22 protein-coding genes and 3 pseudogenes are annotated in these 25,396 nt (G+C 52.0%); 24 read left to right on the forward strand and 1 reads right to left on the reverse strand.

Translation table 11 applies throughout. From position 1 onward, the window contains the following. Positions 1–166: 166 nt before the first annotated feature. From ACHHV8_RS07730 to ACHHV8_RS07805, 16 genes and pseudogenes are all read left to right on the forward strand, one after another. A complete protein-coding gene (locus tag ACHHV8_RS07730; RefSeq protein WP_395157758.1) occupies positions 167–1,180 on the forward strand; it encodes an SDR family oxidoreductase in 1,014 nt (337 codons plus the stop codon). A gap of 389 nt (positions 1,181–1,569) precedes the next feature. Next, entirely contained in the window at positions 1,570–3,681 is a 2,112-nt protein-coding gene (locus tag ACHHV8_RS07735; protein WP_395157759.1) for a beta-galactosidase, read from the forward strand. Positions 3,682–3,683: 2 nt separating this feature from the next. Further along, positions 3,684–4,703, forward strand: a complete 1,020-nt coding sequence (locus ACHHV8_RS07740; RefSeq protein ID WP_395157760.1) for a type I phosphomannose isomerase catalytic subunit — start codon at positions 3,684–3,686, stop codon at positions 4,701–4,703. A 206-nt stretch (positions 4,704–4,909) separates the two neighbouring features. Beyond that, positions 4,910–5,794 carry a carbohydrate ABC transporter permease gene (locus ACHHV8_RS07745; protein WP_395157761.1) on the forward strand — a complete coding sequence of 295 codons (885 nt, stop codon included), beginning with the start codon at positions 4,910–4,912 and terminating at the stop codon, positions 5,792–5,794. Between the two features lie 13 nt (positions 5,795–5,807). Beyond that, positions 5,808–6,633 (forward strand): annotated as a pseudogene (locus ACHHV8_RS07750) (carbohydrate ABC transporter permease). Positions 6,634–6,744: 111 nt separating this feature from the next. After that, on the forward strand, positions 6,745–8,085 hold the full coding sequence (locus ACHHV8_RS07755; protein WP_395157762.1) for an ABC transporter substrate-binding protein: 1,341 nt from the start codon (positions 6,745–6,747) through the stop codon (positions 8,083–8,085). 75 nt (positions 8,086–8,160) lie between these two features. Next, entirely contained in the window at positions 8,161–8,466 is a 306-nt protein-coding gene (locus ACHHV8_RS07760) for a hypothetical protein (protein WP_395157763.1), read from the forward strand. Between the two features lie 442 nt (positions 8,467–8,908). Then, positions 8,909–9,250 (forward strand): annotated as a pseudogene (locus ACHHV8_RS07765) (HAMP domain-containing protein); the annotation flags it as partial. Then, positions 9,224–9,945, forward strand: a pseudogene (locus ACHHV8_RS07770) (sensor histidine kinase). The pseudogenes ACHHV8_RS07765 and ACHHV8_RS07770, both read left to right, overlap by 27 nt. Position 9,946: 1 nt before the next feature. Then, positions 9,947–10,810: a response regulator gene (locus ACHHV8_RS07775; protein WP_395157764.1), complete on the forward strand. Its 864-nt coding sequence runs from the start codon at positions 9,947–9,949 to the stop codon at positions 10,808–10,810. Positions 10,811–10,835: 25 nt separating this feature from the next. Then, positions 10,836–11,579, forward strand: coding sequence for a helix-turn-helix transcriptional regulator (locus tag ACHHV8_RS07780; protein WP_395157765.1), 744 nt, complete (start codon positions 10,836–10,838; stop codon positions 11,577–11,579). Between the two features lie 226 nt (positions 11,580–11,805). Continuing rightward, positions 11,806–12,135 (forward strand): Gfo/Idh/MocA family protein, encoded by a 330-nt coding sequence (locus tag ACHHV8_RS07785; protein WP_395157766.1) that lies wholly within the window; start codon positions 11,806–11,808, stop codon positions 12,133–12,135. Beyond that, on the forward strand, positions 12,129–12,878 hold the full coding sequence (locus ACHHV8_RS07790; RefSeq protein WP_395157767.1) for a Gfo/Idh/MocA family protein: 750 nt from the start codon (positions 12,129–12,131) through the stop codon (positions 12,876–12,878). The genes ACHHV8_RS07785 and ACHHV8_RS07790 overlap by 7 nt, the downstream gene beginning before the upstream one ends. Positions 12,879–13,180: 302 nt before the next feature. Beyond that, on the forward strand, positions 13,181–14,509 hold the full coding sequence (locus ACHHV8_RS07795; RefSeq protein ID WP_395157768.1) for a spore germination protein: 1,329 nt from the start codon (positions 13,181–13,183) through the stop codon (positions 14,507–14,509). Then, on the forward strand, positions 14,502–15,584 hold the full coding sequence (locus ACHHV8_RS07800) for a GerAB/ArcD/ProY family transporter (protein ID WP_395157769.1): 1,083 nt from the start codon (positions 14,502–14,504) through the stop codon (positions 15,582–15,584). The genes ACHHV8_RS07795 and ACHHV8_RS07800 overlap by 8 nt, the downstream gene beginning before the upstream one ends. After that, entirely contained in the window at positions 15,581–16,678 is a 1,098-nt protein-coding gene (locus ACHHV8_RS07805; RefSeq protein WP_395157770.1) for a Ger(x)C family spore germination protein, read from the forward strand. Before ACHHV8_RS07800 ends, ACHHV8_RS07805 begins: the two co-directional genes overlap by 4 nt. 113 nt (positions 16,679–16,791) lie before the next feature. Here ACHHV8_RS07805 and ACHHV8_RS07810 read toward each other — a convergent pair whose 3' ends face one another. Beyond that, positions 16,792–16,926, reverse strand: coding sequence for a hypothetical protein (locus ACHHV8_RS07810; protein WP_395157771.1), 135 nt, complete (start codon positions 16,924–16,926; stop codon positions 16,792–16,794). Positions 16,927–17,213: 287 nt separating this feature from the next. Between ACHHV8_RS07810 and ACHHV8_RS07815 the strand changes: the two genes are divergently transcribed. The 8 genes from ACHHV8_RS07815 to ACHHV8_RS07850 all read left to right on the forward strand — a co-directional run bounded on the left by ACHHV8_RS07815 (position 17,214) and on the right by ACHHV8_RS07850 (position 25,280). Next, positions 17,214–17,846 (forward strand): peptide-methionine (S)-S-oxide reductase MsrA, encoded by a 633-nt coding sequence (locus ACHHV8_RS07815; protein WP_395157772.1) that lies wholly within the window; start codon positions 17,214–17,216, stop codon positions 17,844–17,846. 174 nt (positions 17,847–18,020) lie between these two features. Next, a complete protein-coding gene (locus ACHHV8_RS07820; RefSeq protein WP_395157773.1) occupies positions 18,021–18,860 on the forward strand; it encodes a helix-turn-helix transcriptional regulator in 840 nt (279 codons plus the stop codon). Positions 18,861–18,980: 120 nt separating this feature from the next. Continuing rightward, positions 18,981–19,808, forward strand: coding sequence for a sugar phosphate isomerase/epimerase family protein (locus ACHHV8_RS07825; protein WP_395157774.1), 828 nt, complete (start codon positions 18,981–18,983; stop codon positions 19,806–19,808). Between the two features lie 26 nt (positions 19,809–19,834). Then, the gene (locus tag ACHHV8_RS07830; protein ID WP_395157775.1) at positions 19,835–21,016 is read left to right on the forward strand and encodes a Gfo/Idh/MocA family protein; all 1,182 of its coding nucleotides are present in this window, start codon (positions 19,835–19,837) and stop codon (positions 21,014–21,016) included. Between the two features lie 122 nt (positions 21,017–21,138). Further along, on the forward strand, positions 21,139–22,467 hold the full coding sequence (locus ACHHV8_RS07835) for an ABC transporter substrate-binding protein (RefSeq protein ID WP_395157776.1): 1,329 nt from the start codon (positions 21,139–21,141) through the stop codon (positions 22,465–22,467). A 23-nt stretch (positions 22,468–22,490) separates the two neighbouring features. After that, complete coding sequence (locus ACHHV8_RS07840) at positions 22,491–23,444, forward strand: carbohydrate ABC transporter permease (protein ID WP_395157777.1); 954 nt, start codon at positions 22,491–22,493, stop codon at positions 23,442–23,444. Continuing rightward, positions 23,441–24,274 carry a carbohydrate ABC transporter permease gene (locus tag ACHHV8_RS07845; protein ID WP_395157778.1) on the forward strand — a complete coding sequence of 278 codons (834 nt, stop codon included), beginning with the start codon at positions 23,441–23,443 and terminating at the stop codon, positions 24,272–24,274. The genes ACHHV8_RS07840 and ACHHV8_RS07845 overlap by 4 nt, the downstream gene beginning before the upstream one ends. A 100-nt stretch (positions 24,275–24,374) precedes the next feature. After that, positions 24,375–25,280 carry an S-layer homology domain-containing protein gene (locus tag ACHHV8_RS07850; RefSeq protein WP_395157779.1) on the forward strand — a complete coding sequence of 302 codons (906 nt, stop codon included), beginning with the start codon at positions 24,375–24,377 and terminating at the stop codon, positions 25,278–25,280. The last annotated feature ends 116 nt before the right edge of the window (positions 25,281–25,396 follow it).

Below are 25,396 nucleotides of genomic sequence, written 5' to 3' on the forward strand. Positions count from 1 at the left end.
GAGATAACAACGATAGCTTTTCAGAACAGCAGCCTGCCGGTAGCGACGGGCTGCCTGCTTATGTTCGTACAATTTTAAACAAAATCATATATATACCGTATGGATCTTTGGGCGAAACCTTAGTACGTTTAGGCAGGAGATGGTTTATTAAGGGAGGAGTGGCAGAATGAAAGTTTTATTCATAGGCGGAACCGGGCTTATCAGCACCGCCGTTTCACAGCTGGCCGTCGACAGAGGGATTGAGCTGTACCTGTTAAACCGGGGACAGCGGGAAGCCTTCGTGCCGGAAGGGGCTCGGGTAATCAAAGCCGATATCGGGGATACGGCAGCGGTTCAGCAGGCTTTGAAGGGGCATCGGTTCGATGCGGTCGTAAACTGGATCGTCTTTACGGAAGAGCAAATTCAGCGGGATATCGAGCTGTTCCGGGATAAAACGGACCAGTATGTATTTATCAGCTCGGCGTCCGCTTACCAGAAGCCTCCGACGCATTATATGATTACGGAGTCTACGCCGCTCGCCAATCCGTACTGGCAGTATTCCCGTAATAAAATCGCATGCGAGCAGCAACTGCTCGAAGCCTACAGGGAATCGGGCTTCCCGGTGACGATTGTCCGCCCATCGCTTACTTACGGGAACACGATGATCCCTGCGGCTTTGAACAGCTGGAGCAAGCCGTGGTCGATTGTGGAGCGGATGCGCGCAGGCAAGCCTATCGTCGTGCATGGGGACGGAACGTCTCTCTGGACGATGACGCACAATACCGATTTTGCCAAGGGCTTCATCGGACTGCTGGGGAACCCTCAGACGCTGGGCCATGCATTCCATATCACTTCGGATGAAGTGTTAACCTGGGACCAGATTTACCGGGCGATTGGCAGCGCCGCCGGCGTGGAGCCGGAGCTGGTGCACATTGCGTCCGACGATATCGTCTCGCTGTATCCGGACGAGGAGGGCGGTTTGCTTGGAGACAAGGCCGTCAGCGTCGTGTTCGACAACACCAAAATCAAGCGGTTCGTGCCTGATTTCACGGCTGTCATTCCGTTTGTGCAAGGCGTCAAAAGATCGGTCGAATGGTTCGAGGCCCATCCGGAACGCTGCATTATCGATGAGGCATGGAACGAGCAGATGGATCGCTTGATCGCGGTGCACAGCGGGAAGAAGGCAGTGCATGGCTCCTGACCCGGATGTAAGGCCTGTAAGTCTGCAGCCTGTGTAAGCCTGCAAGTTTGTAAGTCAGTAAGTCAGTAAGTCTATAAAGCCAATAAAGCCCGCTGCCGTCCGGCAGCCTGAATAAACGATCTATAATGACTTACTACGGCCGCAGTCCGGTGCAAGAACGGGAGGCGGTCTTTTTTTCATACAGGCATGTTCTATCGGAGATGAAACCGGCTGTTGAACACGACCGAACATCCATGAAAGGCCATCATAGAAGTGCTGCTAGGCAGCTTCAGGCCAAAAGTATAAATTTTTTTAAAGTGGTCATGTTCCTTACTTATGGCTTCCACGCCGCTTCATTATAATAACTAGTAAATCGGACTCATTAAATCATGCATAAGGAGATCATTAGGATGAACACAGCTTTTCCGTACGGAGCGGTTCTCAAGGTGCAGCGGGAATTTTCGCTGGAAGTGATTAAGAACAAGCTCAATGAGATGAAGCAATGCGGAATGAATTTCGTTGTTATTTGGCCGGCCCAGTTCTGGTGGGAGAACAAAGCGAACGCTAATTACCCTTTTCAAACGGGAATCGAGATTCTCAAGCATGCCGAGCAGATCGGGATGAAGGTTATTATGGAGCTGGCCGGGCAGATTACCGCGTTGGAATATGCGCCGGATTTTGTGATGAAAGAGGAGTTTTACGCGAAGAAAGCCAACGGCACGGTGGATAACGATAAAATTATTTTCGATTATTTGAACTATAATCATCCCGAGGTCAAGCAGCTGGTCAAGCAGCATTATACAGCCGCCGCGCAAGCCTACAAGGGTTATGCATCGTTGTACGGATACGACATTTTAAATGAAACGATGTTTACTTCTTACGACCGCTATACGCTGCAGCTGTTCCGCACATGGCTGGAGGAGAAATATGGAACGATTGAGCGGCTGAACGAAGTATGGGACCGGACGTATGCCGGCTGGCATCAGATCGAATTCACGTATTGGCTGTGGGCCAGCGTAATGCCATTCGTCGATTGGGAGCAGTTCCGCAAAGCGAACATGGGCATGATTATGAAGGAATGGAAGGGATATGTCCAAGCGGTCGATCCGGACCGCCCGGCCATTGCTGATAATATCAATTCGATGATCGCAACGGATAATTTCTATACCAGACCGCATGATGACTGGAACATCGCCGACAATGTGGATGAATACGGCATCTCCTTCTATCCGAAGGAAACGCTCGAGGGGCAGCCGCACTACAAACGGTGGGAGACGTTCGTCGGGGTTCATTCGGCCACGAAGACCGGACGCTTCTGGGTCTCCGAGCTGCAAAGCCATCACCGCAATATGTTCAAGCCGAACAGCTTCGTCTATCCACATGAGCTTAAATGGTGGAACTGGGAGGCGATTTCCCACGGCGCGAAGGGGCTTATTTACTGGAAATGGGACCCTTTCATCAAAGGGATTCAAACAGCGGGCCGGGGGCTGGTCGATCCGAACGGAGGCTTGACGCCGAGAGCGCATGCGGCAGCGGAAATCGGCAGAATTCTCGAGGAGAACCGCGAGGCCTTCACGGCCTACGGGCCCGAGCAGCCGCGTGCGGCTATTGTGTACGACAAGCTGACGCACGATTTTACGAAGGCGTTCACCTTAACGGTGCCGGATGAAACGAATATTTACATCAATTCGATTGCAGGCTTGTACGAATGCTTGTGGGAGCTTAACATTCCGGTGAAGTTTATTACGCCTGAGGATGTGAAGCAGGGCAGGGCAAGCGCATTCCAGACGCTGTTCTTGACCAACCAGCTGACGATGGGGCCGGAGATGGCTGCAGCCATCCGTCAATTCGCCGAGAACGGGGGCACCGTGATTGCGGACGGCAAATTCGGCGAGATCCGGGAGGACAGCCTGCTCAACGAACAGCTGCCCGGCGGGGAGCTGAACGCGGAGCTGGGCTTCCGCTTCATCGATATCGATCCGCTTCAGCTGGACATTGCCCTGAACGCAGCAGAGGGAGGAAGCTTAAGCCTGCCGGGCTATTTCGAGCGCAAGCTGCTCAGTATTGAAAAGCCGAAGGTCGAGGTGCTGGGAAGCTTTGCCGACGGCTATCCGGGCGTATTGTGTTCGCCGATCGGCCAAGGCCGCGTTCTGTATATCTCGACCATGCTGTGGTACGGCTATCATAAGAAGCCGAATGCCGAAGTGTTGGAATGGGTCCGCCAGCTGGATGCGCAATATGGACTGGCTCTCCATAAAGTCAGCGATTCGCGGCTGAAGCTGTGCACCCTGAAAGGGGACGACGGTCTGCTGCTGTTCGTGTTCAACTATACGGACGATGCGATTGCAGCGGAAGTGGAATTGAGCGGTATCGGAGCGGCGGTACAATCCGCGGTCAGTTTAACCGGCAGCAGCAGCGGCAGCCCGGCGCTGGAGGTTCGGCAGGAGCAGGGACGAGCGGTGTTTGCCGCAGCGGTTCCGGCCAAGGACGTTGCCATCTATAAGCTGGCATGGAGGGGATAACGATGTCTAACACATCCTACGGGTATTTAGCCAGGCAGCCGCTCGCGCTGCTGCCGAACCGGGTCTGGCGCACCTACTCCGGCGGCAGGCTGATTGACGAATGGCAGGGCAGCGTGCAGCCGGAGGACAGCAGCTTTCCGGAGGAATGGGTCGCTTCGGTCGTAAAGGCCACGAACGTCGGACGCGAGCATGTGCAGGAAGGGCTCAGCCGAATTCAGCTGCCGGACGGCACGGCGGCGACATTGCAGGAAGTGATCGAATCGGAGCCCGAAGCGTTTTTCGGCAAAGCTCATATCGAGCGGTTCGGCTCGGCAACGGCGGTGCTGGTCAAGCTGCTCGATTCCAGCGAGCGGCTGACCATTCAAGTGCACCCGGACCCGCACTTTGCCGAAACCCGGTTCCGGTCGCGCTTCGGCAAAACCGAAGCCTGGTATGTGCTCGGCGGAAGAACCGTTGACGGAGAGGAGCCGTATGTATTGTTCGGCTTCAAGCCGGGGGTCACGCCGAAGAAGTGGAAGGAGCTGTTCGAGCGGCAGGACATCCCCGGGATGATCGACGCGCTGCATCGGATTCCGGTGCGGGAGGGCGATGTTTTTCTTGTGGAGGGCGGGGTGCCTCATGCGATCGGAAGCGGCTGCTTCCTCATTGAAATTCAGGAGCCCACCGATTACACCCTGCGGACCGAACGGACGACGCCCAAGGGAAACGCCGTACCGGATCAAGCCTGCCATCAAGGTCTCGGGTTCGAGACGATGCTGGAATGCTTTCATTACGACACGTACTCGCTGGAGCAGATCAGGAGCAGATGGCATATCCAGCCCCGTCTGCTGGATGAAACGCCCGGCGGCAGCCTGACAGCGCTCATTCAAGAAACGGACACCGACCGGTTTTCGATGAACCGACTGACGGTGGAAGCGGAATACCGTCCCGCTCTTAACGGGGCACTTCGCTATCGCCATCGTCATTCAGGGAACAGGCCGTTTAGTATGGGAATCCGGCGCGGTGGCAGTGAAGCAGGGTAGTACCTTCTTCCTGCCGGCCGCTCTGTCTGATATGAAATGGATTCGCGAAGGGGAGCAGGCATTGCAGATCGTGCTGTGCTATCCGCCAACGGTTTAATTATTCTCCGTAAAGCCTTCCTGGCCCTACAGGAGGGCTTTACTTCACTCTCAAACCTAGCAGGAAACTGGAATACAACTAAAAAATGGAAAAAAGGAGGCGGGACACAATGAAGAAAAGCAACGCTGCCGAAACGCTGACCGGCTACTTGTTTATAGCTCCGTTAGCTATCGGAATGCTGGTGCTGACGCTTATACCGATTATTATTTCGATCGCATTGAGCTTTACGAGCTGGAGTCTCGTTCAAGGATTGGACGGCATCAAATTTACCGGCTTGAAAAATTATATGCTGCTGTTCCATGATCCCGTGTTTCTAAAGGCGCTGGGCAACAACTTTATTTTCATTCTTGTCGTGCCGGTGACGATGATCTGTGCCATTCTTCTGGCGGTCATTATCAATAAGCATGTATATTGGAAAGACTTGTTTAAAGTCGTTTATTTCATGCCTTATATCTCAAGCATCGTAGCGGTCGCGATTGTCTGCCAGGTGCTGTTCCATCCGGAGTACGGTCCGGTGAATGAAACCTTGAAAGCGCTAGGCGTCGTGAATCTTCCCAAGTGGCTGGCAGATCCTCACTTTGCCCTCTATACCATGATGGCGATTACGGTCTGGACAGGCATTGGCTACAATTTAATCATTTACTTGGCCGGATTGCAGAGCATTCCGAGCGACCTGTTCGAGGCCGCCGATATCGACGGCGCGTCCCCGTTCGTCAAGTTTTTCAAAATCACAGTTCCCATGCTGTCTCCGACGACGTTCTTTTTGCTCGTAACCGGGGTCATCGGTTCGTTCAAGGTGTTCGATATCATCGTCGTACTGACCGGCGGGGACCAGTCCGATTCCACTACCATGATGGTGTTTTACTTGTATCAGCAGGCGTTCGTCAATTTGAAGACGGGCTTCGCCTCCGCCGTATCCGTCATTCTTTTGCTTTGCGTGCTGGTCATCACGTTGATTCAATTTTTGGCTCAGAAAAAATGGGTCAATTATTAAGGGGGTTCGCCGAATGCAGCTTAGTATCAAGAAATCCGCAAGCACGCTGGTCATGATCGTTATCGGTTTATTCTTCCTGTTCCCTTTCTTCTGGATGATCTCCGCATCGCTCAAGCAGGAGACGGACGTCTTCAACTTCCCGATCGAGTGGATTCCGAAGCATTGGAACGCGATTCAGAACTATACTCAAGTGTGGGTCGAGACGCCGTTCGCCCGATACTACGGCAACTCGATTGTGGTATCGGTCATCACGACCGCCCTGTCGGTGCTGGTCTCCTGCCTGGCGGCCTATGGCTTCACCAAGGTTCAATTTAAAGGCAGGGAAGCGATCTTCCTTATCCTGCTGGTCGTTTATATGATTCCGCATCAAGCGATTCTGGTGCCGCAATTCATTATTTACCGGATGCTGGGGCTCTACGATACGTTGACGGGGCTCATTCTGCTGAACAGCTTCAGCGTGTTAGGCACCTTTTTGCTCCGCCAGGCTTTCCTGAGCATTAACAATGAATTCATGGAATCCGCGCGCATGGACGGAGCCGGACATGTCCGCATCTTCACTTCCGTCATGCTGCCCTTGGTTCAGGCCGATGGTAGCAACGTACGCGATCTTGAGGTTCATATGGACCTGGAACGATTATCAAAATCCGTTAATCTTCCTGAATTCGAAGCATTTGTTTACCTTGCAGCTGGGGATTCAATCGTTCGGCAATGAGAACGGCCAATTCTATTCGCTGGTTATGGCCGGCGCCGTTTCGGCGATTCTGCCTCTGCTCGTCGTATTCGTTCTGGGCCAAAAGCATGTCATCGAAGGAATCTCCGCAGGCGGGGTGAAAGGGTAGATAGTCGTAAAAATTTTTACCATGAGGTTAAAATTGTTGCTTATGCCGCCTATTTGGGCTCGGCTATAATAAATGCAAGAACGATATATTTTTTAAGGGGGAAGTTGTACAATGAGAAAAACAAGCGCTATCCTGCTGTCCAGCGCCATGATGGTTTCCTTATTAGCCGGCTGCGGCAATAAGCCCGAAGGGGAGGCAAGTGCAGGGACAGGCTCTGCAGACGGAGGCCAGGTTAATTTGAAGTTATACACCTGGTTGTCCGAAGAGACTATGCATTGGAACAAAATTTTGCCGGAATTTTATAAAGATTATCCGAATATTAAAGTGGATGTAAATATTCTTTCGACGAAGGACGACGCGCACGAAGCGATGAATAAGCTGGACTTGGCGGCGGCCTCCGGCCAGGATATGGACGTCGTGATGCTGAATGATTCGACCGGCTATGCACAGCGTGTAAGCGCGGGGATGCTGGCGCCTTTGGATGATTTCATGAAGGCTGACGGCATCAACTATGACGAGGAGTTTAAGGCTTCTACCCAGATTGAAGGCAAATATTATGCGCTGCCGGGCCGATTGCTGAGCTGGTTCGTTATGCTGAACAAGCAAAAGCTTGATGAAGCCGGACTTCCCGTACCGAAAGAATGGACCTGGGATGAGTTTATGGATTACGCCAAAAAGCTGACGAAGGGCGATGGACCGTCCAAGGAATACGGCACGTACTTCCACAATTGGAATCAGTACATTACGCTGGCGCAGATTAATAATCCGGAGGACAATTCCCTCGTGTCGCCGGACGGGAAGGTCAACATTAATAACGACCGCATCCGGAAGTCGCTGCAAATCGCGCACCAGGTGCAGAACGAGGATAAGACGGCGCACTCTTATGCCGACGTTATCTCGCAGAAGCTGACGTACCGGAATGAATATTTTGGAAATAAAGCGGCTATGATACCAACAGGCAGCTGGATGATTACCGAAGCGGCGGGCACGGATACCGTCCCGGCGAAGTTCGTATCTGTATTTGCTCCATACCCGAAATACAGCAAGGACGATCCGAACGGCCCAACGCTGGGGAACGTGGACTATATCGGTGTGGCTGCCAAATCGAAGCATCAGAAAGAAGCCTATGAATTTACCAAATGGTTTACGACCAAAGGGATTCTGGCTGCAGGGAACTCGCTCTCGTCCTGGAATAAAGCCGATTTGAATGCTATGATTGACGGGATGATCAAAACCGGGAAAAATCCGGAAATGGTCGACCGGGCTTCCTTGGAATATACACTGAGCCTCTCCAAGCCGGTGAAGATCGTCGCTCCTCCTACTTATATTAACGATGCTTCCAAACGGTACGTCTCCGAGGTGGAGAAATATTTGCTGGACAAGCAGGATCTGGACACGACGATTAAGAATGCGGAAAAAGCCGTCACCGATGTCGTTAATATTAATAAATAAAGCACCGGCCAAGACCGTGAAGAGGATATGTCTCTTCACGGTTGCTATGTTTCAGGCAAGAAGGGATCGAATGGAATGCGCATATTCGAAAGATTGGCGAAATTATCGTTGCGTCAAAAAATTATGCTGTCCGTCGTCGCCTGCCTCATCGCTCCGCCGTTCATTGCCGTTCAAGTATCCAACTACTTCACGCGCGATGTCCTGCGCGAGCAGGCGGCCATGAACGCGAAGGAATCGTTGGATGTCGCGAATTTATATGTGACGGAACTGATCAATACGATGATTTATATGACCAACAATATTCAATTCGATAATGAAATGACGACCGTTATGAAAAAGCTGGGACAGGAGCCCCTGGACCCGGCCTTGCTGGTCACTTGACGGCAAGCAGGTGACGAGCAAGCTGGAGACCCTCGTGTTCTCCAAGAATCATATCTATATATCGGTGCTGCTGCCTAACGGAGCTTATTTCACCAATTACAACGGCTCGGAATTTAATCCGCTGCAATTTCGCTCCCAAGCCTGGTTCTCCCAATTGGACCGCTTGACCGAGTATGATATTTACTGGGTGGGGACTCATCCGAATTATATCCAATCCAGGACCCAAGCCAGCCCGTATATGATTACGATGGCGCGGACGCTGAAATCGGGCAACGCCAAGCCATACGGCTATATCGTGCTGAGCGCGGAAGAGCAGATGGTCAGCGATTTTTTTAACAAATACGAGCCGCACCAGAAAATGACCCTTGTGGATGACACCGGTACGGTGCTCTCTACTACGGACAAGCAGCAGATCGGCAGCCGGCTGCCGTATTTCGATACGATGGATCAGCTGCAAACCAAAAACCTGCTGCTGGATAACGAAGAATATATTGTGCTGAATCAAAACCTGCCGTTCGCCGACTGGCAGTTAATCAGTCTCGTTTCCTATCAGAATGCGATCGAGCGCATCCAGAATATACGCCGGAACGACTATTGGGTGCAGATTGTCTTTTTACTGCTCTTTATTATTTTCTTATTTTGGATTATTAGCCGTATTATGAAGCCGCTTGTCGTCTTGGCAAGGGTGGCCTCGGTTGTCAAGCTGGGCAATCTGAATGTCAGAGCGGATATTCGGGGCGCGGATGAGATCGGACGGCTGGGACAAGTATTCGATCAGATGCTTGACCGTATCGAGGGGATGATCGAACAGATTACCGAGGAGCAGACACGCAAGCGCAAGGTGGAGCTGGAGCTGCTGCAGGCCCAGATTAATCCGCATTTTCTGTTTAACCTGCTCAATTCGATCCGAATCCGGATTCGGATGCGGGGGACCGGGAGAGCGCGGATATTATCTCCTCGCTGTCGAAGCTGCTCAGAATGACGATTAACCGGAACAACGAGTTTTTACCGGTGCATGTGGAAGTGGAAACGGTAAGGCACTATGTTAAACTAATGAATGTAAGGCACAATCAGAAGATCCAATACGAAGAGTCGGTTGCATCCAATGCGCTGATGGAGGAGATTCCGAGATTTACGATTCAGCCGTTTATCGAGAATGCGTTCATTCATGGACTGAAGCAGAAGTACGGGCATATTACCTTATCGATTTGGAAGTCCGAGAAGTGGCTTTTCATTGCGGTTAAGGACGATGGGGCCGGTATGGAGGAAGCCACAATAGATGATCTGAAAACGTCGTTTAGCCGGGAAGAGCAGCATCACGAGAAGAGCAAGATCAGCGGCATCGGGCTGTCGAATGTGCATGACCGGCTGCAGCTGATTTATGGTTCTTCCTTCCGTTTGGATATTCGCAGCGATATCAATCAGGGCACGGAGATTGTGGTCCGGCTTCCGCTGGCGGCAGCAAGGGGGGAGATGTAGCATGTACAAGGTACTGCTCGCAGACGATGACTACCCGGTCATTGAATTTTTAATGCAGGAGGTTCCTTGGGAACGGCTGAACCTGCAATGCATCGGTTATGCGGAGGACGGGCTGGCGGCGCTGGGTATGGCACAGGAAGACATGCCCGATTTATTGATTACCGATATCGGCATGCCGGGCATGGACGGAATCGAGCTCATTCAGCAGCTGAAGCAGCTTAACGCCGGCCTGCGTACCGTCATTTTGTCGTGCCATGATGAGTTCCAGTATACCCGGCAGGCCGTCAAACTGAATGTGCAGGACTACGTGCTCAAGGAGTCTATGGAGATCGAGGAGATTACCGAGATTCTGGAGAAGCTGGTGATTCAACTGGAAGAGGATCGTTCGGAGACGGAGAAAAACGAACGGCTGATCCATTCGTTCCGGCAAAATGAAGGTGTGCTGAAGGAGAAGCTGGTCAGCCGGTTATTGATATCGCCGATATTTAACGAGCTGCAGTGGCAGGCCGAATTTGAGAAGTTCGGGGTTAATTTCTCCAGGACGTCGTATTTTCCGGTTGTTTGCTACCTGAATGAGCACGATAAACAGCTCAAACGCCTTCAGTCCGAAGAGCTGTTAACATATTTGATGACCAATGTCATTGAAGAAATACTGCACGCGCATCAAGACGCCGCCTGCTTCCATCTGGGAGGACAGGAGCTGATGCTGCTGTTTTCCGAGCCCGGCAGGCAGGGAGGACGAAGCGCAGCCGGCGGGGCGGAGCATGCGTATACATGGCTCAGAGACATCCAGTCGGCACTGCGGCAGTACGTTCATATCGATGTCGGTTTCATTACGGGAAAGCAGTATTGCATGGACCATTAAGGAATTAAAGAAAGATGTTCATGAAATGATGGACGGAGCGGACCAGCGCTTTTATCTGCCTGCTGCCAGCATCACAAGTATCGGACAGCTGAAGACGCCGTTCGCGTCGGAGGGCCTGTTCCAATACTACGCTGAAATGAACGATGCGTTGGAAAAGCTGCTGATCCACGAAGCGCAGGAACCGCTTGCGCCGGCGATTGCCGAGTGGTTCCGCTTGTTCAGGGAGCGCCGGTTCCATCCGGAAGAGCTGAAAAGCTTTATTCTGCGATTAGTTATGGATCAGTATATGAAGGTCAGATCGTCAGCCCAATATTTCGATTTCCCGTTATCGCGAGAGCTGCTGCACCAGGCGGTCTTCTCCGCTGAATCCATTGATGACCTTGAAGCATGGCTGGCTTCTTATTGGAAGTCGCTGCTGGCCTCCATTTCGGATATGTCCAAGCGGTCCAGACGTCTGGAGATTGTGAAGGCGCAAAAGTATGTGCAGACGCACCTCGATAAAAAGATTTCGCTGGAGGAGGTTGCGGAGCTGCTTCATTTGAATCCCGCCTACTTTAGCCGGCTGTATAAAAAGGAGACGCAGGAGAGCTTCATCACCTACGTGACCCGGGTCAAAATGGAGAAGGCAAAGGAATGGCTTGAGACGACGAATAAGACGGTTGAAGAGATTTCTTATCAGCTGGGCTATGATAACAAAAGCTATTTCAACAAATGCTTCAAATCCGTCTTTCAGCTGGCTCCGTCTCAGCTGCAGCACGGCCAGCATTAACAGCCAGCATTAACGGCATGAAGCATTGACAGATGTAGAGCAAAGTGATATTTTGTACTTAATTAAAACGTTATGACAAAAAGATATTCAGACTGTACATGAAGCGATGCCCAGTTCCTGGAGGAAGGGAATCGCCTCTTTTTTAAATAGTTGTCATAACGTTTTTACAAAGAGATAGATAGAGAGAGTAAGAGATATCCTACTGGAAAAGAGAAGAGGAATGAGGATGGATCCACATCGGTTCGGGATCGCAATTGTAGGCTCGGGCATGATCGCCAGGGAGCATGCCAACGTTATCCGCAGGCTTGATAAGGCGCGGCTGGTTGCCGTGTGCGGCAGCACCCGGGAGAGCGCCGACCGCTTTGCGGACGAATTTGGCTGCGAAGCGTACAGCGAGTTAGACGAGATGCTGAAGCGTCCCGATATTCATATCGTCGTCATCTGCACGCCGAGCGGGCTTCACGGAGCCCAGACGATCGCCTGCGCGGAAGCGGGCAAGCATATCATAACGGAGAAGCCCATGGATATACGCTGGGAGCGGGCCAGGCGATGTTAGAGACGTGCCGGAGAAACAAGGTGAAGCTGACCGTCATCTCCCAGAACCGTTTTCAGAGCGATATCGTTCGAGCCAAGGAGCTGGTTGACAGTGGCAGGCTCGGCACGATCGCCGCAGCCAACGCGGCGGTGAACTGGTACCGGACCGAGGAGTATTACGACAGCAGCGCTTGGAGAGGTACTTGGGAATGGGACGGCGGCGGCGCATTGATGAATCAAGGCATTCATACGGTAGATTTGCTGCAATATTTGGCGGGGCCGGTGGAAAGCGTGTTTGCCCGGCACCGGACCGCGTCGCACGAAAGAATTGAGGTCGAGGATGTGGCGGCTCTGACCTTGCAGTACAAGCACGGGGGCATCGGTACACTCTTTGCTTCTACCGGCTGCTATCCCGGACTGCAAACCCGCATTGAGCTATTCGGCAGCGCCGGCACGCTTATTCTGGAGAATAACAAGATCGTCACCCTGCATATCCGAGGCCAGGAGACGTCCGGTGATCCTTCGCAGCAGCAGCAGCCGGCCTCCAGCGGCGTCTCCCCGAGCCCGTCTTCCTCCAACCCGGTCCACGCGGTTGGGGACACTCATTTGCTGCAGTATCTCGACTTGATCGATGCCATCGAGCAGGATCGCGAGTCCTTGATGAACGGGGAAGAGGGAGCGAAGCCTGTTGCAATTATATTGGCGGCCTATTTGTCCGCCCAAAGCGGCCTTATCGTTCCTCTGGAACAACATTTTTCATTATAAGCTTGCACCTGGCAGCCGCATACTGACAGCAACGAACAACGGCCGAAGAGCTCGTCCTCATCCGAGGGCGGGCTCTTCGGCCGTTTGTTCTATGGGGTGGAAAGTTTACGGGCCGCATTTGAAATCGTGTTCAAGAGCGGCTGAAACCCCATATCCACTCCCTCCTAACGAGTAAACGTTTGGGGACGTATAGCAAACGAATGTCCTGCGATTCGCATACTGTTTTCTTATTGCAAGCGGAGATTGCGCATAATTTTTTCCATGGAAGATCATGCTAAGCTACAGGTGATGGTATGATGCGAATGGAGCTTCCAGAGGATGCCAGAAGATTGCAGGAAGAGTTTCGCCATAACGGGGATTTTCGGCTGGAGCCTTATCAAATCCGCGGGCGGAATTTTATTGTCTGCTATTTTGTCACATTGATTGATGTCGCGCAGACGAATCAGGCGATTCATGCTTATGCCGATCAAGGGCAACAAGATTCGGCCACGCTGGCCGACCAGTTGAATGTCCGCTACGTTCCGGCCTACGAGGAATTGGCGGATGCGATTGCCGAAGGGAAGATGGCCTGCTTTGAATTAGGTGCCACCGAATGGATTGTTTTCGATCCGTTCAGCAACAATTTGAACCGCGCTATTTCAACACCGCAGAATGAGAACTCGCTCCAATCCCCTACACAGGGGTTTATCGAAAATTTCCAAACCAACCTGGGACTGCTTCGCGCTCAAATGAAATCCAGGCATTTGTCTATTCAAACGTATCAGATGGGTAAAACAACGCTCAAAAAAATCGCGGTCTGCTCCAAGGCTGGAGCGGTGAACAGTAAGCTGGTGGAAAGCATCTGTGCTTGTCTGGAGCTGCATCAGAACCGTAATGTAAATAATATGCAGCAGCTTCTGCAGGTGCTCGGACAAAAGAAGTTCTCGTTTATTCCGGCAACGTTAACGACAGAGCTTCCGGCCGAGGCGGAAGCGCATTTAAACAACGGCAAAGCGGTTTTATTCCTGGAGGGCTTCCCGTTTGCGATCATTATGCCGACTCTGATTACGGACATATGGTCCTTGAAATCGGATTACAATCTGCCTTACGTCTTTATGCTGTTTACCCGTTCTTTGAGACTGTTCGGATTCATCATCAGTATCGTGGCGCCTGGTATGTATGTCGCTCTCGTATCGATTAACCCGGAGGTGCTGCGTATTCAGCTGGCGCTCTCCATCGCGCAGAGCAGAGAGGGAGTCCCGTACCCTGCCCTGATCGAAGTTTTGTTTATGCTTGTTATTCTGGAAATGATCGTCGAAGCCAGCGTACGGCTGCCCAAGAGCATCGGTCCGACCATCACGATGGTGGGTGGTGTCATTTTAGGGGAAGCCATTGTACAGGCCAAGCTGGTCAGCAATTTGCTGATCATTGTTTTGGCAGCAACGACCATTGCCAATTTCACGCTCAACGGTGTACAAAACGCGTTATTTGTCCGGATTTGTAAATACGGTATTTTGCTGGTGGCGGCTATTTACGGAATCGTAGGTCTTAGCGCTGCGGTCACGGCCTTATGCATCTATCTGGCTCAAATCCAGTCGTTCGGGACTCCGTATTTAAGCGTACATTTAAAGAAAGGGTCTCGAGATGATTGAAAAGATAACGCCTTATGTAACGTTTCTCATCATCCATATCAGCCTGGTCTTTTTCATATATCCGGAGAAAATATTCGAATCCACTGACCGCGCCCATTGGCAGCCGGTTGTTACGGGATGTCTGCTGGAATTTACGATGCTGTGGCTCTATTTGAAGGCGCTGGTCGTTTTTCCTCATGCGGATATTATGGATATGATGAACTCCGTCTTCCCTAAGTGGGTAACGCGGCTGGTGCTGCTTCCGCTTGTCCTCTATTTCTTTGCCAATATCATACTCCACATCCGCAGCCATTCCGAGGTGTTAACCATCGTGCTGACTCCCCATATACCGATATGGGCGTTGATGCTGTTTCTTGTGATCAGCCTGTTCTCCGCTTTGTCCGATATTCAATCCGTCCTTCGGGCATGCTTCATCACCGCCTTGATCTTCGTGCCGATCGTCTGCTTCTGCGTGCTGAGCTCTCTTCAAAATACGAAGCTGCAAAATATTATGCCGCTCGGCAATGCGCATCCCGATTTCTTTTACCAGGCTCCCTTTTATTCGGGATTTTTTACCTTTTCCAGCTTTTTATTTCTGGGCATTATCCGGCCGTATATTCAGTTGGAGGCGGGGGCCAAAAAATATTATTTGCTCCTCTACCTGGGTCTTCTGTTGCCGCTTACCTTGGCGTCGATCTATGTGCCGCTGCTTGTTTTCGGGCATGAGACGGCATCCAAGTATTTGTTTCCGTTCATTGAAGCTATGGATACGATCAATATATTTTGGCTCATGTTTGAGCGCGTCACCATTTTTTACGTAACGGCGACGCTAAGTTTTATCCTTATGTATATCGCTCTTCTAATATGGATGACCGCCATGATGCTTCATAAGCTATATTTTGGCTTTTCCCGAAAAGGATGGTCCGTCCTTATTACCCTGACTAGTTATATCGCGACTTGCTTTATCCCGAATTGGACTACGATTGAAGAGCTGATCTGGCTCGATACGGGGCTGCGGTTTTATTGTATTGTAGGACTGCCTGTAATTCTAAGCATAATCGGTTTGGTATACAAAAGGAGGCGCGCTGTCACTTGAGATTCCGCCGTGCACTGCTGGTTCTGCTCCCGCTCGCTTTGCTGACAGGCTGCTGGGAGAGTAAGGATATTAACAAAAGGGCGCTGCCTGTAGCTATGGGCATCTGTAAAGGCAAGCATCAGAAATACAGAGTCGGGCTGCGTATCCCGGAGCCTAGAGGAGGCACGATGCAGATCCGCCATATCGAATCCGAAGCGGCAACGATCAGCCAAGCTATAGAAGGCATGCGGATGAAGATGGAGAACAGCATTGACCTGCTTCATTTGAAGCTGATCCTGGTCAGCGAGGATCTTGCGCGTGAGGGCATACGGGATATCATAGAATATACGATGCAGTCGAGTGCGATTCAGTCCAAGACATTAGTAGCCATTGTCAATGGCGAGCTGTCCGCTTTTTTAAGCGCGCCCAGTGAGGACGGGGAGGAGGCAGGGCAGGGCTTTTATGACTTTTTCAGCAAACAGGCCGGCTGGACGCCCTATATTTCGGAAGCGACCATCTGGGAGGTTTACCGGTCCCTATATTCTTATACCGAAGACATTGCCATCCCCGTTCTGAGCAAGGAGCAGGAAACGATGTTCCGCTTCAAAGGCTCGGCTGTGATGTACCGGGACAAGATGGTGAATCTCATTACTCCTAGTGAGACGCTGCTGTATAACATTTATCAAAATAAATACGATGGAGCTCATATCGAAGTGATGGAGCATGCGAGTGTAGTGGTGCTTGGAGCCAAAGTCCAGAAAAAAGCCACGCTGGAATCGGGCGGGCCTAGGGTGATGAACCGGCTGAAGGTCGTCGTTACCATCGAGGAGATGAAGGAAGGTACGACGATGAGCATGATTGAGAAAGAGCTGAAAGACCTTCTGCAAAAAAGATTTCAGCAGCTGACCGCCAAGCTTCAAAAGAATCAATCCGATATTTTGGGCTTCGGCCAATATTTTCGCAATAAAATGTCCTTACCCGAGCTGAAGCAGTGGCGCGAGAAAACGTATCCGCAGCTTCAGCTGGAGGAAGCAGTGGAAGTCGTCATACGCAACGGAGGGAGCATTAAAACTCCGAAAAGCGGCGTGGATCGGCCGGCCTTGTCCAATTCCTAGAAACGGCGCAATGATAAGGGGATCCGGCGAAACTGAAGCAAACGCGAAGCACCGCTTATCCCGTTAAGGAGCGGTGCTTCCGTGCTTCATCGCTTCCGTATTACGGCAGCGGATTAAGCGGCGATGGCGGCATTTCCTTTCTTGCGGCTCCGCTTGCGCGCCTGGGCCTTCAGCCTCCAGATCGTCAGCCCGGTAATCATCAGCACAAGCGGCATCATCTCGAACACAAAGCTGACCGCTTTACGCATGGGGCGACTCCTCCGATGAGCTATTTTATTCTTTAATAATAATGATAATCATTTTCATCCAAGCCATATGATAATCATTATCAATTCAAATGTCAATAAGCTTAACAAGCTAAGGCAAAAATGTGACGAATTACACAAGAATCTTTGTGGGAAGACCCGTTTTAGACAAGAAAAGATAGGGACGAGGTCATAATATCTATCAAGGACTACAGTCATCCGGCAGCAGGGAAAGCCGGGCTGAAAGTCCTTTATTCCTTATGCTATGATATCGACAGGAGGTGAGCTTAATGAGCGGCAGAGAGCATACGGTTATTCTCGGCATGGGCTGCTTCTGGAGTCCGGACGCCTTGTTCGGCCAGCTGCAGGGCGTCATCCGAACAAGAGTCGGCTACGCGGGCGGAACGGCACCGAATCCTGTATACAGGGAGCTGGGGGACCATACGGAGGTCGTCGAGGTTACCTTCGAGCCCGATATGATATCGATCGCAACGATCGCGGAGCTGTTCTGGAGCCGCCACAATCCGGTGAATATTAACGATTACAAGGGACGGCAGTACCAATCGCTCTTGATGTATGACAGCGAAGAGCAGCTTCACAGCATGCAAGATGTGCTTGGAACGCTGGAGGAGCAGGGAAAAGGAAGACCGGATACGGAAATCGTGCCCAGGTCTGTCTTTTATCCGGCAGAGAACAGGCACCAAAAGTACTACTTGAAGAGGTATCCGGACGCCGTTCGTCACCTGGAGGCCCTCTATCCCTCCGAAGAAGCGTTAACCGACGGCACTTTGGCGGCCCGCCTGAACGGCTTGGCTAAAGGCTATACCAACTTGACGCGCATCGTTCAAGAGATCGAAGCCTGGCCCGTATCGATGGAAGAGCGGCAGAAGCTGATCCGGCTGGTCAGGCAAATCCGCTGGTGAGGTCAGGGGCTTGATAAGCCCGGAAGCTCGACCGGCCGGAACGGCTGCATTTTGGAAAATTTAGTATTCTCTGCTTTATCATAGCGTACGCGAAGAGCGGCGGATGCTATAATAGAGGTCGGGCAATCCGGTAGGGTATCGTCCTGTATTTTCCAGCATGGTGGAGGGGTTGGCATGGAGCGGTTATATTTGCTGAGCTATGAATATTTAAAAAGCATTCCTGTAGTGGGAGGGCACTTCCAATCCCATGATAATTACGAAATCTTTTATTTCCATGAGGGCAAAGGGAGTTATCTGATCGGCGATAAAATCCACTTCCTTGCGCCGGGTACACTGATTGTCATGCACGGGATGACGCTGCATATGCCGAAGAGCTTTGAAGGACATCCGTATATCCGGACGCTGCTTAATTTCGATCCCGGTTATTTCCGCGCGGTGTCCGAGCATGTGTTCGCGGTCAATCCGCTGGAGCCGTTCGAGCGGCTCGGCAATTATAAGGTCCAGCTCAACGAGGACGAGCGGGCCGAGTTCGAGGACATGCTTTACAGGATGAACCGGCTCTACTCCGCAGACGATCCGTTCTCGCGCGAAAGGTTTCGCGTGGCCTGTCTGGAAGCGCTGTTTTTCATTTGCCAGGTGCTGATGAAGCCGGTGCGGGAGGAGGTTGCGTTCCCTTCGGAGAAGGAGCAGCACGTGCAAAATGCTTTAACCTACATTGAGAAGCACTACATGACCGATATTTGCCTCGATCAGCTGGAGGAGTTTCTGCACATCAACAAATATTATTTGGTCCGCATTTTCCGCGAAGTGACGGGGATGACAATGTTTCATTACATTTACAAGCGAAGAATCAATCAGGCTAAAATTTTATTTCTGGTAGAACCAGGAAAATCGGTGACGGACATTTGCTACTTAACCGGCTTCAAAAACCTGTCTCACTTCATCAAAGTATTCAAGCAGTGGGAGGGCAAAACACCGGATCAATACCGGCGCCTCCTAAAAAGTCAATTATAGAACAACGGCATCCCGAAGTTGGTCAACGGGAAAGTATCTTAAGCGCTTCACCTCCTGCTAAACTAAGTGATATCAACCTTGGTTGAAATCGTTTACAAAGTTTAGGAGAGGTGAAGCCTTTTGCTTATTTTAACAGGATTTGCCGACGAAATCTCTGGGCAGTTGGACGAGCAGCTGGACGTGCTCGCTTCGGAGGGAATTACCCATTTGGAGCTGAGAGGCGTGTACGGCAAAAATGTAATGAATTTGACCGATGATGAATTAATCCGCCTGAAAGCGGAGCTGGACGCCAAGGGCATCCGGATTTCCTCGATCGGTTCGCCGATCGGCAAGTATCCGATTCAGGAGCCGTTCGGTCCCGAACTGGAGCGTGTCGATCGCGCATTGGCTATCGCCAAGCAGCTGGAAGCGCCTTACATCCGGATATTCTCCTATTTTATCCCGGAGCAGGAAGCGCCCGAGCCATACCGTGATGAAGTGCTGTCCCGCATGAAGCAGCTGTCCGTGAGAGCGGAACAGGCGCAGATCACCCTGCTGCTGGAGAATGAGAGCGGCGTATACGGCAACACCGACGAACGGTGCCTGGACATCCTGCAGCACTGCAATTCGGCGAGCTTGAGGCTGGCCTTCGACCCGGGCAATTTCGTGATGAACGAGATTATGCCGATGTGCGAAGCGTACCCGCTGTTATATTCCTACCTGGAATATGTACATATCAAGGATGCGGACCGCCAAGCCCGCATATTTGTCCCGGCGGGCGAGGGAGACGGGGAGTTCCCGACATTCGTTAAGGCGCTGAAGGAGCGCAATTTCTCCGGATTTTTGTCCATCGAGCCGCATTTGACGAAAGCCTTTCCCGATCAAGACGGCCCGCAGCGGTTTAAGATTGCGGTTAAAGCCTTGAAAAGGCTGCTTCAGCAGGAAGGTCTGGCTTGGTTCATGATTTGAACTTCGACTAAGGGAGGTAGCGTCCTATGAGCGCTCGGAAAGTAAAAGTAGGTCTGATCGGTTTAGGCAATATCGGTAAAACGCACATTCGCAATATCAAATCCATGGAGCAAATCGAGCTTGTCGGCGTATGCGATCAGGTGAAAGAAAAGGCGGACCAGTTCGCAGCGGAATGCGGAACAACCGCGTATTACGAGCCTGCGGATCTGTTTGACCGCTCGGGCTTGGAAGCGGTCATTATCGCCGTACCGCATTACAGCCATCCGGATCTGGCGATTGAAGCCTTCGCACGCGGTCTGCACGTACTGTGCGAGAAGCCGCTGGCAGTCCATGTGAACGAGGCGCGCCGGACGATCGATGCCTACAACAAGGCGAAGGAGTCTCATCCTGAGCTGGTGTTCGGCATGATGTTCCAGGAGCGGACACTGCCTTTTTACAAGCGGATCAAAGAATTCGTCGACAGCGGCGAGCTGGGGCAGCTGACGAGAGCGACCTGGATCAATACGGCCTGGTTCCGGTCGCAGGCGTACTACGACAGCGGCGATTGGCGCGCCACCTGGGCGGGCGAGGGAGGCGGCATCCTGACCAACCAATGCCCGCACAATCTCGACTTTTATCAATGGGTGTTCGGTGTGCCTTCCAAAATCAGCGGTCACGCACATATCGGCAAATACCATCATATTGAGGTGGAAGATGAGGTAACCGCTTACTTCGAGCATGAGAACGGCATGATCGGGCATTTTATGGTCACGACGGCGGAGTCGCCTGGGGTAAACCGGCTGGAAATCGTAGGAGAGAACGGGCGGCTTGTCTTCGAAAATAATAAGCTTCGGCTTTTCCGGAACAAAGTATCGATGCTGAAGCATTTGCAGGAAACGACACAGGGCTTCGCCAACGTGGAGAGCGAGGAGAGCGAGCTTGAGGTGGATACGGAGGTGCCGACCGGACACAAGGTGGTCACGGAGAAGTTCATCCACAGAGTCGCCACAGGAGAGGGCGAGCTGATCGCCGAAGGGCCGGAGGGCATCCGCTCGGTTACGATTGCCAATGGGATCATGCTGTCGTCTTTTACGGAACGTCCTGTCGAGGTGCCATTCGATTCGGATCAATACGAATCCATTCTCAAGCAGCTGATTTCGACCTCCAAGTTCCATAAAACGGCTTCCAAAGAGATCGAAGCGGACATCACGCAATCTTTTTCCAAATAGGTCTTTATTCTAAAAATATAGGATTCAGCGGCTGCGCTTTTGTTCTCAACCGGGCAGAGCGCAGCGGTCTGATGTCCAAATCGATTTGTAAGCGTTTTATATAGAGGAGGCGGAAAAATTATATGTCCATGAATATCGTACCGCGTAAGACCGCAGCTGCTGTAGCAGCGCTGCTGTTAGCCTTTACAGCTGCCGGCTGCAGCTCGCTGGGAGTGAAGGAGGAGGCTCAGCCCGCACCGCAAACGGGCGGGACGCAGACCGCGACAAGTACCGGCGCCAAGCCGATCAAGCTGCGCGTCATGTGGTGGGGCTCACAGGCAAGGCATGACGCCACGCTGAAAATACTGGATCTGTATACGAAGAAAAATCCGAACATAACGTTTGAGACGCAGTATCAAGGCTTTGACGGCTATTTGGATAAGCTGACGACCCAGGCAGCTGCTAAAAATGCGCCGGATATTATTCAAATGGATGCCGCTTGGCTGGCGGATTGGAACGGGAGGGGACAGCTCGCCGATTTATCGTCGGGGATCAATACAAATGATATCGACCCGAGCCTGCTGGATACGGGGAAATATAAAGGGAAGTTAACGGCGGTTCCGCTCGGGAACAACGCATGGGGGATGATTTACGATAAGGCAGCGCTGGAGAAGCTCGGCGTAGCGCCGCCAAAGGACGGGTATACGTGGGACGATTACTTTAAGCTGGTGGAAGAGATTAAGCCGAAGCTGGGCAAAGGGCAGTATGTAATCAAGGACGGGACTACGGATACGACGCAGTATGCCGCGTTCCAATTGAGCCGAGGGAAGGGCTGGCCGGTTACGGTAGATGGCAAATTTAACTATGACAAAGAATCCTGGCTGGAGTGGACGAAGAAATTCGCTCAATTAAGAAAAGACGGCGTCGTTCCGCCTCCGGATGTGCAGCTGGCGGACAAGGACCTGGATCCGACGGCCGACATGCTGATTAACGGCAAGCTGCTGTTCAAAGGGCTGCATGCGGCTCAAGTGTCGGCGTATGACGCGCTGAAGCCGGGTGCGATCGGCGTGGCGGCCATGCCTCAAGGAGTACAGGGCGGCGGCTGGTTGAAGGCGACGTTCTACTTCAGCGTAAGCCAGGATTCGCAGTATAAGGAAGAAGCGAAGAAGTTTATCGACTGGTTCATTAACGATCCGGAGGCAGGCGAAATTGGCGGCACGACCCGTGGCGTTCCGATTACGAGCAAGATCGTAGCGCAGCTGCAGCCCAAGTTCAATCTCGGCGACAAGCTGACGGTAGAGATGATCAACAAGACGGCGCTTAAGCCGCAGGTATTCAATCCGGGGGCGCCGGGCTGGACCGACTTCGCCAAGGATGAACAGGACATCCGAGAGAGACTCATGTTCGAAAAGATCACTCCGGAGCAAGCTTTTGACGAGCTGGCGAAGGCTGGCAAGAAATACGAGAAATAACGATGACGGATCGGGGCGATAGCATGAATCAGGATTCTGCAATGACAGTGAGCAAGCCGATGAAAAGCGCGAAGACGGCCAAGCTGAAAAATCATTCCTATTCGCCATTGGCCGGATATTTGTTTATTTCTCCGTGGCTGATCGGCTTTGCCATCTTGACGGTTTGGCCGATGATCCAATCGCTGTACTATACATTTACGGACTTTTCGCTGCTCAGTCCTCCGCGTTGGATCGGGATGCAGAACTTTCAGGAAATTTCCGGAGACCGTTTCTTTTACAATTCGTTGAAGGTTACGTTTATTTTCGTGGCGACCTCCGTTCCGGCCCGGCTGATCTTCGCCCTGCTGGTAGCTATGCTGCTGAACAAAAAGATGCGGGGCATCGGATTTTACCGGACGATCATTTATTTGCCCTCACTCATTGGGGGCAGCGTCGCCGTGGCGGTGCTGTGGAAAAATATTTTTGGCATCAGCGGCTTTATCAACCATATCGTTCCGCTGTTCGGCATCGAGGCGAAGAACTGGATCGGCACGCCCGGGACGGCGCTCGGCACCCTGGTGCTGCTGAGCGTCTGGCAGTTCGGCTCGGCGATGATTATTTTCCTGGCGGGATTGAAGCAAATCCCGGGAGAGCTTTATGAAGCATCCGCTGTAGACGGGGCCGGAAAGCTCCGGCAGTTTTTCATGGTGACGCTTCCGCTGCTGTCCCCGGTTATTTTCTTCAATCTGATTATGGGCGTCATTAATTCGTTCCAATCGTTCACATCGGCGTTCGTAGTTACTAACGGCGGGCCGCTGAATTCTACCGAGATGTACGCTCTTTATTTGTACCAGAAAGCGTTCGCGACCCTGCATATGGGCTATGCTTCCGCATTGGCCTGGATTCTGCTGGTGATCGTGGCGGTGGCTACTGTCATTAACTTTATTGCATCCAAGTATTGGGTATTCTACGAGAATGAAGCGGGAGGGAAACGATGAAGACGTTAACCAAGAGCAAGCTGCTCACCCATATCGTTCTGCTGCTGTTCAGTGCGGTCATGTTTTATCCGGTGCTGTGGTGGGTAGGCGCTTCCTTCAAGACGAACATGGAGCTGAGTCTCCCGACGCTGTTCCCGGGCCAATTTCAATGGAGCAATTATGCCGACGGCTGGGTGGCGCTGCCGAAATATACGTTCACTTACTTTTATATCAACAGCTTTCAGCTGACCGTGACGACGACCGTCTTGACCGTCATCTCCAGCAGTCTGGTTGCGTTCGGCTTCGGGCGGCTTAATTTTCCTTTGAAGAAAATGTGGTTTTCGCTGCTGCTGCTGACGATTATGCTGCCGGCTCAAGTTACTTTGATTCCGCAGTATGCAATGTTTCATAAATTCAACTGGGTGAACACGTATCTTCCGTTTATCGTGCCGAGCGCGATGGGCGGCGCCTTCTTTATTTTCCTGCTGATCCAATTCATTCGAGGGATTCCGGGCGAACTGGACGAGTCGGCCAAAATCGACGGCTGCACCTGGTTCGGCATTTATTGGCGCATTATTATGCCCCTGATGAAGCCGGCTTTGATCACGGTCATGATTTTCTCCTTCCTGTGGCATTGGGAAGACTACTTCGGCCCGCTTATCTATTTGAATACGGTCGATAAATTTACCGTACCGCTGGCGCTGCGCATGTTCATCGATACGCAGTCGGCCGTCTCCTGGGGCCAGGTGCTCGCGATGTCGCTGTTGTCGATCATTCCCCAGATCCTGCTGTTTTTCGCAGCGCAGCGGCATTTTGTCGAGGGCATAGCGACCTCCGGATTGAAGGGATAAAAAATGTTTGCGGAGCGGTGCAACCTTTTTTACACGCTCTCCGTTTAAAGGGTAACTCTAGAGGAACAAAAACATACCCGCTAAAAGGAGAGAAATTACTGTGAAAAAATTAGCCGCTATAACTTTGACATCCGCATTGGTGAGCAGTCTTACCTTTAGCACGGCCTTTGCTTTTTCCGACGTGGAGGATGCCCAGAAGGAGGCCATCGCCGCACTGCAAAACCGCGGGGTGGTGAGCGGCATCGATAACGAGCATTTTGCTCCGAAGGGCCAGATCAGCTTCGCGCAAAGTCTGCAGATGATTGTGAAAGGGCTGGACCTGAATCTGGATGCGATCCGCTTTGCCAACAAGCCGACAGCTTCGGGTATTTATACGCACGTGGCCGATGATGCCTGGTACGCCGATGCTTTCATCATTGCTTATTATAACGGCCTGGATATTCCTAAGGATGTGGACCCGAATGCGGTCATGTCCAGAGAGCAGTTCGGCGATCTGCTGGTCCGCGCGTTGGAGAAGAAGGGGAACTTCCCGCTGGTCAAAATGTATATTGAGATCAAGGACGCCGATCAGATCACTGTACAATACCAAGGCGCGCTGCAGCGGCTCCTGCTGTACAAGATTGCAACGCTTGACCAGGAAGGGAAGCTGTATCCCAAAGCCGCCCTTACCCGCGGCGAAGCGGCGGCCTGGGTTTACAATGCAAGCAAGGTGGTAGAGGCTCATCAGCAAAAGCCTGTGCCGGCTGAAGAAATCGCCGTTTCGGTCGAGCCGGTGAACGATGCGGTCAATAAGGTGACGCTATCGCGCGGTTCCAAGCCAAGCGCCGGCTATGCCATTGCCGTGACGGACATCCAGTTCGGCCAGGATGGCCAAGCCGTCATTCACTACACGCTGCAGGATCCGCAGCCGGACGCGATGAATGCGTCCGTCGTGACGGAGCCGAAGGCTGACGTCTACATCTCCTCGGCTTACAAAGTGACTGCGGAGCCGGCAGCGGGCCAGTAAGCTCAGCCCGTGCAAGGCTTGCGCGGTATTCCGGTAACGTAACAAACGGACTTCGTCTGCCTGAAGCTTGAATACCGCCAGGCATTCGAGCTGCTCTGAAACCCGCCTTAAACAAA

Source organism: Paenibacillus sp. TAB_01 (genome assembly GCF_043945595.1).
GTDB lineage: Bacteria > Bacillota > Bacilli > Paenibacillales > NBRC-103111 > Paenibacillus_S.